This window comes from Akkermansia muciniphila (genome assembly GCF_040616545.1).
Classification (GTDB): Bacteria; Verrucomicrobiota; Verrucomicrobiia; order Verrucomicrobiales; family Akkermansiaceae; genus Akkermansia; species Akkermansia muciniphila_E.
Genome location: NZ_CP156688.1, coordinates 314,291 through 328,150, shown reverse-complemented (window position 1 = coordinate 328,150; position 13,860 = coordinate 314,291). Strand labels below are relative to the sequence as shown.

At 60.4% G+C, this 13,860-nt stretch carries 11 protein-coding genes; 6 read left to right on the top strand and 5 right to left on the bottom strand.

Annotated features, from left to right (window positions below):
- The first annotated feature begins 144 nt into the window (after positions 1-144).
- A complete protein-coding gene (locus ABGM91_RS01285) occupies positions 145-2,100 on the top strand; it encodes a TaqI-like C-terminal specificity domain-containing protein (RefSeq protein WP_354833117.1) in 1,956 nt (651 codons plus the stop codon).
- Here ABGM91_RS01285 and ABGM91_RS01280 read toward each other — a convergent pair.
- Positions 2,048-2,578: a DUF805 domain-containing protein gene (locus ABGM91_RS01280; protein ID WP_354833115.1), complete on the bottom strand. Its 531-nt coding sequence runs from the start codon at positions 2,576-2,578 to the stop codon at positions 2,048-2,050. The genes ABGM91_RS01285 and ABGM91_RS01280 overlap by 53 nt on opposite strands.
- A gap of 121 nt (positions 2,579-2,699) precedes the next feature.
- On the opposite strand from ABGM91_RS01280, the gene ABGM91_RS01275 reads away from it, so the two are divergent.
- Entirely contained in the window at positions 2,700-3,962 is a 1,263-nt protein-coding gene (locus ABGM91_RS01275) for a hypothetical protein (protein WP_354833113.1), read from the top strand.
- A gap of 15 nt (positions 3,963-3,977) precedes the next feature.
- Here the strand turns inward: ABGM91_RS01275 and ABGM91_RS01270 are convergent, their stop codons facing one another.
- Positions 3,978-4,700 (bottom strand): hypothetical protein, encoded by a 723-nt coding sequence (locus ABGM91_RS01270; RefSeq protein ID WP_290565768.1) that lies wholly within the window; start codon positions 4,698-4,700, stop codon positions 3,978-3,980.
- Positions 4,701-4,873: 173 nt separating this feature from the next.
- On the opposite strand from ABGM91_RS01270, the gene ABGM91_RS01265 reads away from it, so the two are divergent.
- Positions 4,874-5,911, top strand: a complete 1,038-nt coding sequence (locus ABGM91_RS01265; protein ID WP_354833111.1) for a tetratricopeptide repeat protein — start codon at positions 4,874-4,876, stop codon at positions 5,909-5,911.
- Here ABGM91_RS01265 and ABGM91_RS01260 read toward each other — a convergent pair.
- Positions 5,908-6,387 carry a hypothetical protein gene (locus ABGM91_RS01260; protein WP_290565770.1) on the bottom strand — a complete coding sequence of 160 codons (480 nt, stop codon included), beginning with the start codon at positions 6,385-6,387 and terminating at the stop codon, positions 5,908-5,910. The two genes, ABGM91_RS01265 and ABGM91_RS01260, sit on opposite strands and share 4 nt — an antisense overlap.
- A gap of 112 nt (positions 6,388-6,499) precedes the next feature.
- On the opposite strand from ABGM91_RS01260, the gene thiD reads away from it, so the two are divergent.
- From thiD to ABGM91_RS01245, 3 genes are all read left to right on the top strand, one after another.
- Positions 6,500-7,288 (top strand): bifunctional hydroxymethylpyrimidine kinase/phosphomethylpyrimidine kinase, encoded by a 789-nt coding sequence (gene thiD, locus ABGM91_RS01255; protein ID WP_354833109.1) that lies wholly within the window; start codon positions 6,500-6,502, stop codon positions 7,286-7,288.
- A 199-nt stretch (positions 7,289-7,487) separates the two neighbouring features.
- Positions 7,488-7,760, top strand: coding sequence for a hypothetical protein (locus ABGM91_RS01250; protein ID WP_180972225.1), 273 nt, complete (start codon positions 7,488-7,490; stop codon positions 7,758-7,760).
- Between the two features lie 257 nt (positions 7,761-8,017).
- Positions 8,018-9,400, top strand: coding sequence for a DASS family sodium-coupled anion symporter (locus ABGM91_RS01245; protein WP_354833107.1), 1,383 nt, complete (start codon positions 8,018-8,020; stop codon positions 9,398-9,400).
- A gap of 26 nt (positions 9,401-9,426) precedes the next feature.
- On the opposite strand, the gene ABGM91_RS01240 is transcribed toward ABGM91_RS01245, so the two are convergent.
- A complete protein-coding gene (locus ABGM91_RS01240; protein WP_354833105.1) occupies positions 9,427-12,588 on the bottom strand; it encodes an efflux RND transporter permease subunit in 3,162 nt (1,053 codons plus the stop codon).
- 12 nt (positions 12,589-12,600) lie between these two features.
- Positions 12,601-13,758 (bottom strand): efflux RND transporter periplasmic adaptor subunit, encoded by a 1,158-nt coding sequence (locus ABGM91_RS01235; protein WP_354833103.1) that lies wholly within the window; start codon positions 13,756-13,758, stop codon positions 12,601-12,603.
- Positions 13,759-13,860: the final 102 nt, after the last annotated feature.

Sequence of the window (13,860 nt, the reverse complement as noted above, 5' to 3'; positions counted from 1 at the left end):
TGATTGCGTGGAAGAGTTGGGTGGTGTAGGAATACGGCAGTGAAGGAGCGCAGCGTTCAGGAGTGTTTCATGGCCCGGTGTTTCCTGCCGGAGAAAGGCGGCGGGAGCCGTCCTGAAGTATGGGAGCGGTTGAAAGCGGCGCTCATGGGAAAATTGTTAAAGCGGTGCGCCGGGGATGAATGCCTTCTCCCGGAAGGGTTTGCGTTTTCCCTGCGGGAGGAAGATGATTTCCGCGCTGTCACCCCGTCCGTACTGGGGAGTTTGCTGGAACGCTCCCTGGCGGATGCCCCCCGTTCCGGGACCGTGTATACTCCGGCATTCCTGGTACGCCGGATGGTGCGGGCGGCGGTGTCCCTCTGGCTGGATTCCATATTGCCGCACTACGGGAGTGGTGAAGAAGCCGTGTTGCTGAAAAATATCCGGGTTCTGGATTTATCCACCGGAGCCGGGGCATTTGCCATGGGAATGCTTCAGGAGCTTGTACGCCGCAGGAAACGCTTGGAGCCGGAATGTCCGGAAGCGGATTTAATCCGCTCCATTCTGGAAGAGAATATTTACGGGGTGGATATTTCTCCGGAGGCGCTGGACGTGGCGCGTTTCCGTTTTCAATGCGCGCTGCTGGCCGCGGGTGGGGAAGGCGTTTTCCGGGACCATCTCCTGTGCGGGGACAGCCTGGATTTGACCGCGGGCGGCGTCTGGCGGCAGGGGCTTGCCGCGGTGATGGAGGGCGGGGGCTTTGACCTTGTCATCGGAAATCCCCCCTTTGTCGGGGAAAAGGGAAACAGGGAGCTGTTTGCCCGGCTGAAATCCTCTCCTCTGGCCTCCTTCTGTTCTTCCCGCATGGATTACTGGTACGTGTTCGCCTGTGTGGGACTGGATGCCCTGAGGCCCGGGGGAGTAATGCACCTGGTTGTCCCCAACAAGTGGATGGCGAATGCCGGGGCGGCCCCCCTGCGCCGCAAGCTGCTGGCGGATTGCAGTTTGCTGCGCCTGTCGGATTTCGGGGCCTGCCGGGTGTTTGAAAACGCGCGGGTCCATACCATGACCATTCTGGCGGAAAGGAAGGGAGGCGGAGCCGGTCCGCTGGTTCCGGAATACCGGCGCTTTTGCGGTCCCATGGAAGAAGTGGACGCATTTCTGAAACATGAGCCTTACCGTCAGTTTCCTCTGCCGGAAGATGCCGGGGCGTGCGTGGAGGAGGGACTGTCTTTCTGCTCTGCCGCCCAATGGGCCGTTCTGGAAAAGATGGAGGCAGCCGGGAATTTCAGGCTGGATGGCCGTAAGGAAATCACCCAGGGGATTGTACCGAATCCGGACGTTGTTTCCTCCCGTGCGCTGGAGAGCCTGGAGCCGGAAGTGGCGCGCCGCTCCGGAATCCGGAGGGGGGATGGGGTATTTGTGGTTCCGCGGGATTACTTCCATGGGCTGCCGGAACGGGAACGGCGTTTTCTCAAACCCCTGTATGAGCCTGTCTTGGCAGGCAGGTATTCCCTGAAGGAGCCGGAGAAGGTTTTGCTGTACCTGACCCCGGATAATGGCTCGGACCAGGCAGTGACGCTGATTCGCCATTTGGAAAGGTTCCGCCCCCTGATGGAGCGCCGCAGGGAAACGAGGATGGGCCGCATGAAGTATTACCATGTGCACTGGCCCAGAAGAGAGGAGTTCTTTTTATCCGGACCCAAAATTCTCGCCGCCCGCAAATGTGCGCGGCCCATGTTTACCTACACGGAACGGGAAGCATACGTGATGATGTCATTTAACGTAATCCGCACGGAGCGCGTGAGCATGAAGTACCTGGCGGCCCTGTTGAATTCCAGGCTGATGCAGTTCTGGTTCCGCCTGCGGGGAAAAATGCAGGGGGATGCGTTCCAGATGGATACGGCGCCCATCCTCCGGGCCCCCGTCCGCGTGCCCCTCCCGGACATGCTTGAGGAGGCGGAAAGGCTGTCCGGGTTCCTGCATGCCTCCTACTGTCCGGAGGACGATGAACGGATGAACAGGCTGGTGGAAGATATTTACGGCCTTTCCCCGCAGGAGCGGGAAGTGGTTATTCAGGCGTGTCTTCCGCAGCAGGCCGGGAGGGGAAGCATGCCAGAATGATGAGCAGCAGCCAGTAGGCGGAGGAAATGATGCCCAGGAACTGCGTCACGGGACCGCCCTCATATTGGAAGCGGTCCAGAATTGCCCAGTTAAGCAGGCCGATGATGCCCAGCGCAATGTAGCCGTACCCCCATGCCGTGCTGAACCCCGCGTCCCTGAGCCTTCTGATGGTGACGCCCCAGATGGGCAGGTAGAAGGCCATCATGATGATTTGCACGACGAGGACGAAGGAGGCGATGTGCGGAAAGAGCATGGCCTGCATTTGGGCCTGGTCGTGTACTCCTTTCAGTTCCCCCCACGGCAGCGCCGCCGCAAAGAGGACTGCGGCGGCTATGCCGAAAATCAGGGAGAAGATGTACAGAAAGAGGTAGAAGCCCCAGAATTCGCGCCGCGGGGCCGTTCCGGAGAAGGAGCAGTAATTCCTGGTGAGGCACAGGATAAAGTATTTCCAGAGAGAAGGGCGCGTTTGGGTATTCATGTCTGCCCGTTTTCATACCACGGCCCGCGGGAAAACTGCAATGGCAAAAGAAACATCCGGGCTTGATTTTCAGGAACGCCCCCTTAAGGTGTCCGTCCTGCAACCTGTTGTTGATGCTGTGATGAAGTCTCTTTTTCTGAGAAACGGCCTGTTTGCCGCCTGCTGGTGCGCCATTGTTTCCGCAGCGGAGGCCGGCATGGGAATAACGCAGCCCCAGCCGGTGCCGGGCGCGCCACTTCCGTCCCTGTGCCGTGTGCTGGACCGCGGCCCCGTTCTGTACCGGAGTGATTCTTCCTGGATTAGAAAAGTGAAGCTGACCTTGATCGGCCAGTACCAGACGGCCGCCGTCAGTCCCAACGGGGCCAACAAGTTCTGCCCCTCCTCCGGCGGCCATAACAGCGAGTGGCGGCGCGCCTACCTGGGCGGGGATGTTGTGATGGGGGACGGCTCCTGGCGCCTGTCCAACCTGACGAACGTGGGGGATCTGGAGGGCCGCCACCGTGAAGTGCGCGGGGAATGGACCGGCAGCCGCACGGAGTGGTCCCTGTATGAACTTTATCTGGAAAAGACCGTGCCCGGCGTCAAGTTCAGGGCCGGGAAGCTGACTCCGCACCTGACGTCCGAATACTGCCTGGCATCCTCCCGGATCAAGACGGTGGAGAGGTCCGCCCTGTGCAATGAATTGATTCCCATCTCCAACTGGGGATTGGAGGCCAATTTCCAGAAGGACGCCAGGAGCCTGTACCACTCCTACGGCATTTATCTGAATGCGAACGGTACGGACCTGAAGGATGAAATACAGTTTCATTCCGCAGACAACGTGTTTGCCCTGAACGCCATGAAATGGAAGGTGGCGTCCCCCGCGTGGGACAGCCAGACCCTGGGTTACCAGTATGCGCATAATTTTACGGAATGGCGGGGAAGAAAGATTCCTTCCACTTCCGATTACTGCGGAACGGGAGCCCAGGACGTTATTTCCCTGAGCTGGGATGCCAGCCGGGGGGCTTTTTCCGTGATGGGAAACCTGCTGGCGGGCGTGGGGATTGTGGGCCAGCCGGGCGCCAAGAATGTGTACGGCCTGGTTCTTCAGCCCGTTTACCGGATTTCACCCCATTTGGAAGGCGTATTCCAGTACCAGTGTTCGTTCGGCAACCGTTCCGTGAAACTGAACACCCGGTACGCTCCCAGCGTCACCCATTATGCCGGGTGGGTGGACAGCATGCATTCCTTTTACCTGGGGCTGAACTGCTACCTGTGCCCGGAAGCGGTCAATGCGGTGAAGCTGATGCTGGCGGTGGAGTACGTCACCAGCCGGGTGGATTCCGCAACGGCCAAGGCGTTCAACGGCTGGAGCGTATTCGGCGCCGTCCGTTTCAAGTTCTGATTTTCCGTCCGGCCCCTACTGTAATTTTCTCAGTACGGTGGGCTGGTAGGCGGGGAGCGCCGGAATGGGCACATAGCCCGGAGGCAGTTGGTCCCACACGGGATGCATGGGCTGCGCGTCCGCTTCAAAAACGGCTCCGTTGAAGGATTTGATGATGGTGCGGATGGCCCCGGACGGAGCCGGCTGGATTACGAAGGGACGCGGGGCGGACTCCTGAAGGTTCATGTTCAGGTTGACCTCCGCTTCGTTCCAGGCGGGCCAGACGTCGGACGGCGAGGATATTTCACGGATTTCCGTGTTGGTGGCGGAACGGGGTGTGTGGAAAAAGGGGCTGTCCGGATCGCCGTCGTTCAGCCAGATTTCCTCATCCGGCGGTTCGGTGGTGATGACCGTTTCCTTCCGGTCGTCCGTGTGGTGGAATTCATAGCCGGACAGGGCGTTGCCGTCCCTTTCCATCCTGTCGTCATTCATGTGGATATCAATGGCGGGGCTGCTTTTGGGAGCCGTGTGCCTTATTTGTGAATGGAACAGGGCTGCCTGCCGTTTGAGGGCTTCCGGAGAGGTGCCGCGCGCGTATTTGGGGAAGAAAACGCTCTTGGTGTCTATTTTGCCGGGACGGACCTTTACCGGCTCGTCCGACAGTTCAAAAATGTACTTTACGGGCAGTTCCGTCGCGGAAGCTCCGCCGCAGAACCAACCCAGGCACGTCAGGAGATACAGGCGCGGTACAAATTTCATTAGTGGTTGAACTGGATTCAGTAAAACAAAAAGAGGGAAATATTCAATGATAAAAGAGAAAATCCCGTTTCTGCGGCGCATGACGGCGTTTTGCGCGTTTTCATGTGCCGGAGGCGGTATTTCCGTCATTTCTCTTCTTGGCACGCCCGTGCGCCTGTCCTATGGTGATGGGCATGATGAAAAAAATAGTTGCCGGGTGTGTGGCCGCCTCCGTATCCCTTCTCTGGTGCGGGTGTGACCGCAAGGCCGCCTCCGGGGAAAAACAGGGGGCCCCTGCCGGGGAGCGGGAAGAACCTGCCGCGGAAAAGGCGGAAAAAGGGGAGGCCGGAAGATGGAAGGACCGTCTGGACGCCGCCTCCGCCGCATCCCATAAGAAGGGTAATGACAAGGAGCAGGTGAAGGCGCTCAATGATGTGGCCGCCCTGTACGCGGAGGGATTGCAGAACGGCTGGGCGCACCCGCTGGATGTGCGCGCCTGGTGTGACTCCGTGGCGGAGGCCGGGTCCGGATATTCCGGGGAAACGGTCATCGGCGCCATGTACCTGTATGGAACCGGCATCAAGCGTGACGCCGCGGCGGCCAGGGAATGGTTTGAATACGGGCTGGCACGCCCCGGCAGCCAGCGGGGAAATGCCCTGTACATGCTGGGCATGATGTATTTCAAGGGAGATGGGGTGAACCGGGACCCGAACAAGGCGCTGGAGCTGTGGCACAAGGCATCGGATGAGGAGCACCCTGCGGCCATGGGGCTGCTGGGCCGGGCTTACATGGAAGGGAAAATGGGCTTTGACAAGGATGCCGCCTCCGGACTGGTGCTGCTGGAAAAGGCCGCCAACGGGGGCAATACGCCTTCCTCCGTGTACCTGGGGAACCTTTATGCCAGGGGGGAGGGCGTGCCGCAGGACATGGAGCGCGCCATGAAATGGTATGAACAGGCGGCTTCCGCCGGGGACGCCCATGCCCAGTACATCGTGGGCCTGGCGTACCTGGATGGTTCCGGCGTCCCCGTGGACGAGGGAAAGGCATTCAACTGGCTCCGGCTGGCCGCCGGGCAGGACCACGTCAACGCCATGCTGATGCTTTCCGTCTGCTACAGCACCGGAAAGGGAACCAGGCAGGATGCGGACATGGCGGAAGTCTGGAAAAAGAAGGCGCTCCAGTTGAATGCGGAGCGGGAGGGATCCTCCGCGCCGCGGACGGAGGAACGCTAGTCTTCCGCAATGCCTTCCCGTATCTCCCTGTTCAGGAAATCCAGGGCCTGCTTCCGTTCCAGAATAATGTTCCCCCGGCCGTCCGGGATGACCAGCAGGCCGTCCCGGTGTTCCAGAATGGCGTGGATCATGGCGAAAACGTGGCCCAGGGCGCATTCATCCTCCAGGATGAAGCGCAGCATTTTGGTGCGGCTCCCTATTTGCTGGAGGGCTGCGCGGTCCTTTTTGAACGCCTGCCGGGCGTCGTCCGTCTCCATGACCCAGAACACGTCCAGTTGGGATTCTCCCTCTTCGTCCAGGTATTCTCCTTCCAGCACATGCTCCGGAGCATGTTCCGGAGCGCCGGAAAGGTTCAGACGGAAGCAGGCGTCCAGGCGGAACATGTTCTTCTGCAATTCCTCCGCCGCGGGCAGGGGCTCATTCTGAATAAAAAGCCAGAATTCCTGCTCTTCCGGGGCTGGGGCGGCGTGGGTCATGGGCGGATTGTGGCATTCCGGCGGCATTTTCCCACCCGGATTTGTGACATTGAGGCGGTGTGCGCGGATTTTTGGATGTTCAATGCCGCTCCTCCCGATTAAAAACAGGGGCATGAGTATTCCCGTAATGATGACGATTGCCGGTTCAGACTGTTCCGCCGGGGCCGGACTTCAGGCGGACCTGAAGGCGGCCCATGCCATGGGGGCGTTTGCGCTGACGGCGGTCACTTGCGTCGTTTCCGAGGTGCCGGGGCTGGTGCGCGGCATTCAGGAGGTGGACCCGGCCTTGGTCGCGGACCAGGTGAGGATTAATCTGGAGCATTTCCCCGTAACCGCCGTAAAAACGGGCATGCTGTATTCTCCGGCCATTGTCCGTGCGGTGCATGAGGTGCTTTCCGGCACGGATATTCCCGTGGTGGTGGACCCTGTCATGATCGCCACGGCGGGGGACCGCCTGATGCGGGAAGAGGCCGTAGCCGTTTATGAAGAGCTTCTGCTGCCGGGCGCGGCCCTGCTGACCCCCAATCTGGATGAAGCCGCCGTCCTGCTCCGGAGTTCCGCCAATCCCGGGAGGGATGAACTGCCGGAGTGCGCCGCGCGGCTGGCCCTCAGGTACGGGTGCCCGGTTCTTTTAAAAGGAGGCCATCTGGAAGGAGACTGCCGGGACGTGCTGGCCGGGCCGGACGGCCGCATTCTGGGGGAATGGAACCGTCCGCGCGTGCAGGATGTGAGCACCCATGGAACGGGCTGCTCCCTCTCCGCCGCCATTGCGGCGCGGCTGGCCGCCGGGGACGGGCTGGCGACGGCCGTGGAACGCGGCCTGGACTTCATTGCCGCCGCCATCCGGGACCACCTGCGGTGGGAACAGCCGGTACGGGTGGACGCGCTGAAATTGTGGTAGAATGCCGTCTCCTTTCCGCGTTGCTTCCTTCCGTTCCGTTTACCGGGGCCCGGTTGGGAAAAGCAGGGAGTGCCGAGGTCTTTCTGTGCCTTAATAATGCTTTGTGCTTGCGTATGGCATGCGGGGTTGGTAGTTGTATCCACGCCCATGTGCCACATGGAGCTCTTAAAAATTAGTAAATATCATAGCAATTATCACTATGGGACAGCAAATCCGCAAAGTCACCAAGCGCCGCAGACGTGTTGAATACATCAAGCGTAAGAAGGAACAGTCCAAGTTGAATTCCAATACGCCTATTCGTCTGGCCGTTCCCGTTGCCAAGGACGCCAAGCCTGCCGCCAAGGAAGCTCCCGCCAAAAAGACCGCGGCCAAGGCCCCCGCCAAGAAGGCTGAAACCAAGGCCCCCGCAGCCAAGAAGGCCCCCGCCAAAAAGCCGGCTGCCAAGAAGGCCGCCGAACCCGCCGCTGAATAATTGCCCGGGCGGAGGTTTCTCCCTCCGTGCGTCAATCAAACAGTTTTCACAAGCCGCCGCGTATTTGCGTGGCGGCTTTTTGCATACCCGGAACCCTCCTGCCTTCAAAAGGGTCAAGGGCAGGGGAGGGGGAATGGCGTCTTTTTCCCCGGTTCATGACATGTGAACGAGGCTTCTTCTGGGGTCTTCCGGAATGATATTGACTCTATCGCCCGGAGGCGTACAAAAAGAAATAACACCATCTTGTTTTCTCAAATATGCGCCATCGTACTACAGACACCGCCAAGGGGCACCGCAATTACATCATCATTGCATGTGACGTGCTTCTTTTCCTGGCCATGCTCAAGTGGCTCCCCGTGGAGCCGGAAGTAGCCAGGGGGCTGGCCATACTCACCTTCATCGGCATCCTATGGCTGACGGAGGCCCTGCACGTGACCGTAACCGCCCTGCTGGTGCCGGTGCTCGCCATGTTCATGGGCATTCTTCCGGGAGCCAGGGCGCTGGCAGGTTTTGCTGATCCCACCATCTTTCTGTTCTTTGGCGGTTTTGCCATGGCCGGTGCCCTTCATGAACAGAAAATTGACATCTGGCTGGCGGGGAAAATTCTTCAAATGGCACGGGGAAGCCTGGGCATGGCGCTGGTGCTGATCTTCCTGGCTACGGCCTTCCTCTCCATGTGGATGTCCAACACGGCCACGGCGGCCATGATGCTCCCCCTTGTGATCGGCCTGCTGGACCGCATTCCTCCGGAAAAACTCAAGACCACGGCTCCCTTTGCCGTGCTGGGAGTGGCGTACAGCGCTTCCATTGGCGGCATGGGAACGCTGGTAGGCTCCCCGCCCAATGCCATTGCGGCGCATGAGCTCGGCATGGGATTTGCGGAATGGTTCCGGATTGCCATGCCGCTTGTCCTGGTGTTCGGGGTAATTGTCTTCTTCCTGATGTACCTGTTCTTCCGGCCGAGGCTGGGCCTGCATGTGGGCATGACCCCGGAAGACAGTGAGGAATCTGCAGCACGGTTGAATGCCAAACAGGTGCGCGTGCTGGTCCTATTCGTGCTGGTGGCGGGGAGCTGGATGTGTAGCAGCTTCCTTTCCGCCGCGCTGGGTGGCATTCCGGCCATGGATACGCTCATTGCGCTGTGCGCCGCGGTGCTCCTGCCCCTGTGCGGAGTCATCAACTGGGGCGGCATTGCCAAAAATACGGACTGGGGCGTTCTGCTCCTGTTCGGCGGCGGCATCACGCTCAGCAGTATTCTCGTCCAGACAGGCGCGGCCGGATTTCTTGCGGACCAGGTATCCGCCATTGCCATGGGGCAGAATCCCCTTGTCATTCTGCTCATTATCAGCGTCTTCATCTCGTCACTCACGGAATTTTGCTCCAATACGGCCAGTGCTGCCCTGGTGGCCCCCCTGATGGTGACGGTGGCGGCCGCCATGGGAATGTCCGCCACGCCGCTGGTGCTTCTGGTGGGCATAGGCGCTTCCTGCGCCTTCATGCTCCCGGTGTCCACCCCGCCCAACGCCCTGGCCTATGCCACGGGGAAATTCCCCCAGATGACCATGGTCAAGGTAGGCCTGCTGATTGACGGAGTGCTTATCTTCGTCAAGGCCTTCTGGGCGTGGATCTTCTGGATGTAGGGTGGAGAGTGCCGCGGGGTGGCGTTTTATTTTGCCGGAGCGGATGCGCCCTGCGCCTTTTCCTGGAGCTCCCGCGCCGCTTTCTTATCCAGCTTGGCTAGTTTGGCAATCAGGTAGAAGAAGGAGGGAATGAAGAACACGCCGATGAAGACGGCCGTAATCATCCCGCCGATCACCCCCACGCCCACCACCTGCCGCGCCGCCGCTCCCGCGCCCGTAGCCAGGGCCAGCGGAAGGCAGCCCATGATGAACGCAAAGCAGGTCATCAGGATGGGGCGCAGGCGGATTCTGGCCGCGTCCAGCGTGGCCGTGAGCAGGTCCGTGCCCTGCCGGAGTTCCAGCACGGCAAATTCTACAATGAGGATGGCGTTCTTGGCCGCCAGCGCAATCAGGACGATGAGGCCGATTTCCGAGTAAATGTTCAGGTCCAGCCCGAATATCCACAGGGCCAGGAAAGCGCCCAGGATGGCGATGGGAGCGGTCATGAAGATGGCCACGGGCAGTGACCAGCTTTCATACAGGGAGGCCAGGATCAGGAACACGAACACGGCGGAGGCAATGAAGATCATGCCGATGGTGATGCCCTTCTGCGCCTGTTGTTCCTGGTAGCTCATGCCGGAATAGTCATAGCCCATGCTTGCCGGCATGGTCTGGGCAAAGACTTCCTCCAGCGCGCCCATCACCTGCCCGGAGGAATAGCCGGGCGCCGGAGTGACGTTAAGCTGGGAGCTGTTGAACATGTTCTGGCGGATCAGGAATTCCGGGGCCCAGCCATGCGTGACGTTGATGACGGAATCCAGCGGGACCGGGTCTCCATCATTGTTGCGTACGTAGAACATGGAAAGCTTGTCGATGTTGTTCCGGTACGGAGCGTCCGCCTGCATGTACACCTGCCATTCCTGGCCGTAAATGTTGAAGTTGTTCAGGAAGGTGCTCCCCATGTACGCCTGGATGGTCGCGTAAATCTCATCCACGTTCATGTTCTGGAGGGTAGCCTGTTCCGTGTTTACGTTCAGATTGTACTGAAGGTTGGAGGGAGACATGAAATTGCTGATGCCCGCGATTTCTGGCCGTTTCCCGGCGGCCGCGATGAATTTGGCCGTATTGGCGGCCAGGAATTTCTCGCCGATGCCCTGGCGGTCTTCCAGCAGGAAGGTGACGTCCCCGGACGTGCCCACGCCCGGCAGGGGCGGCGGCGGCACCACATACGCCATGCCGGAGGAAATCTCCGCGTTCAGCTTGCTCTTCAGCCTGGCGGCGATGCCGTCCGCCGTCATCCCGGGAGCCTTCCGTTCGGACCACGGTTTCAGGGAAATGAAGAAGAAGGCGTTGGAGGAGCTCTGGACGGAGCTGATCAGGTTGAAGCCGTTCACGGTAGTGACCACCTCCACGCCGGGGTCCTCCCGGATGATCCGTTCAATCCGTGCGGAGGTGGCCTCCGTGACGTTCAGGGAGGTATTGTCCGGCATTTCCACGCCGCCGAACAGGTAGCCCTGGTCTTCATTGGGCAGGAAACCTGTGGGAATGAGCTTGGCCAGGGGGAAGAGCGCGGCCGTCATGGCGGCCAGCAGCAGGATGGAAAGCCACATGCGGCGGATGAGCCACGCGCAGGCGTTCACGTACCAGTCCCGCGCTTTGCCGAAGCCGTTGTTGAAAGCCTTGAATAACGGTCCCAGCAGAGGAATGGTATCTGATTGGCCCGATTTCAGCAGCCCGGCGGACAGGGTGGGGCTGAGGGACAGGGCGCAGAACGCGGAAATGAGGATGGCCGTGCCGATGGTGACGGCAAATTGCTCAAACAGCTTGCCCGTAACGCCGGGCAGCAGCATGGTGGGAACGAACACGCAGGCGATCACCAGAGCCGTGCTCACCACGGGGCCGGAAACCTCCCGCATGGCGGCGATGGTGGCCTGCATGGGCTTTTCCCCGTGGGAAATATGGTTCTTCACCGCCTCCACCACCACGATGGCGTCATCCACCACCAGGCCGATGGCGAGCACCAGCCCCATCAGGCAGATGGTGTTGATGGAGAAACCGAAGAACGGGAAGGCGATGAAAGCGCCGATGATGGAGACCGGAACGGCAAAGGCCGGAATCAGCGTGCCGCGCCAGCCTTGCAGGAAGATGAACACCACCAGCACCACGAGGCCCAGGGCCGTGACCAGCGTGTTGACGATGTCGTCAATGCCGGCGCGGACGGCCAGGGTGGAATCCAGGGACACCAGGTAGTCCATTCCGGGAGGCAAATTGCTCTTTTCCAGCAGGGCCTTGATATTGTCCACCATCTGGAGGGCATTACCTCCGGGCGCTTCATAAATGCCGATGGAGGCGGCAGGCATGCCGTTCACGGAAGAACTCAGGCTGTACGTCTCCGATCCCAGTTCCACGCGGGCGACGTCGCTCACCCGCACAATGGAGCTGCCCTGTCCGCGCACCACGATGTTCTCAAACTCCTTCACGCTGGTCAGGCGTCCGGGAGCCTTCACGGTAAAGGAAAGCTGCTGGTCCGGCGGCGCGGGCTGCGCGCCTATCTTGCCCGCGGGGTTCACGGCGTTCTGGGCCTGCACGGCCAGCATCACGTCACGGGCCGTGATGTTCAGGGCCGCCATCTTTTCCGGATTCAGCCAGATGCGCATGGCATAACGGCCGGCTCCGAACACCTGCACGTCGCCCACGCCGGGCACGCGCTTGATGGCGTCCACCATGTTGATATAGGCGTAATTCGCCAGCCAGAGGCCGTCGTAGGTTCCCTGGGGGGAATAGAAGCTGACCACCAGGGCGGGCAGCCCGCTGGTCTTGCGCAGGGAGACGCCCAGCTCGCTCACTTCCGGCGGAAGCTGGGAGGTGGCTTGCCCGTAGCGCAGGTAGGAAAGCACCTGGTCCATATTCGCCTCCGTTCCGGTTTCGAAGAGGATCATCATGCTCATCTGCCCGTTGTTGGTATTGACGGAAGTCATGTAGGACATGCCGTCCACGCCGGACATCTGCTGCTCAATGGGGGAGGCGATGGACTTGACCACGGTCTCGCAGTCCGCGCCCGGATAGGTGGCCGTCACCTGGATGGAGGGAGGGATGATATCCGGATACTCGGAGATGGGAAGCCGCAGAATGGCAAAGCTCCCCAGCAGCACAAGGATGATGGAGAGGCAGATGGAAAGAATGGGGCGCTTGATGAAGAAATCAGCCATGGGGAGAGGAGCTTACGGGTTGCTGGCGGGGACTGCCTTCAGATGTGCGGCCGGGTTTCTGGAGGCCATTTCCGCCTGGAGAAGGCCGTCCACCACCACCTTGCTCTGCGGCGTGAGGGAATCCGGTTGAAGCGGGATGACCTGCTGGCGCTCCCCTACCTGGGTTCCGGCCTGTACGGGGATGATGGAAGGGTGGTTGTGTTCATCCAGCGTGATGACGAAAAAGCGGCCCTGGGTGGAAAGAAGGGCCTTGGCCGGAACGGTCAGCGCGTTCTTGACGGTAGCCAGCTTTGCCGTGGCGGTGATGAACATGCCGGGGCGCAGCAGGTAATTCCCGTTGGGAAGGTCCGCCTGCACGCGGATGGTGCCCGTCTGGGGGTTGAACGCCCGGTCAATGGCTACCACGGTAGCCTGTTCCGGGTACTTGGTGCCGTCCTTCAGCGTAATGTCCAGCTTGCTGCCCGTCTGGACGCCTTCATCCCCGTTCTTGCCCGCCTGCTGGATCCATTCCTGCTGGGTGACGGCAAAATTGACGCGGATGGGGTTGACGGAGGAAACGATGGCGAGGGGGCCGCTCTCCGGGCTGACCAGGTCGCCGATGTTCGTCTTGGAAATGCCGGCAATCCCGTCAAAGGGGGCATAAAGCACCGTATAGGAAAGATTCTTCTCCGCCAGGGCCAGGGCCGCGGTGGCCTGCTGCACCTGCGCCTGAGCGGCAATGGCGGACAGGCGCGTGTCCTCATACTTTTGCTTGGAAATGGCGTTCTCCGCGGCCAGCGGCTTGTAAATCTCCGCGTCGTAATTCAACTGCTGGAGCTGGGCCCGGGCCTGTTCCAGCGTGGCTTTGGCCCTGGATACCTGGTCCTTGAAGGTGGAATCGTCAATGCGGAAGAGTACCTTCCCCTTTTTCACCGGGGCACCGTTGGAATAATTCTGCGTCAGCAGGTAGCCCGTGATCTGGGGAACGATGGAGGCGTTGTCCACCCCGTCCAGGTGGCCCACCCAGCTTCCCTCCACCGGAATGTCCATGGTAACCGGTTGTTCGTAAATGAGCGTGGGTGTCTCATGCGGAATCTGTTCCGTCTTTTTGCACCCGGAGAAAACGAGGGAGAACAGGAAGAGGAGAACGGCGGAACCGGAGATAGAGCCCGTCAGGCGTGTCAAGTCCATGCTGTGAATGACACGCCTGCGGGCTCCTTTGTTGAAAGAAGGAGCCCCGGACGGGAACGCCGTCCGTGTCATGCAGGCGCATTCCGCCGCATGAGATTGTCC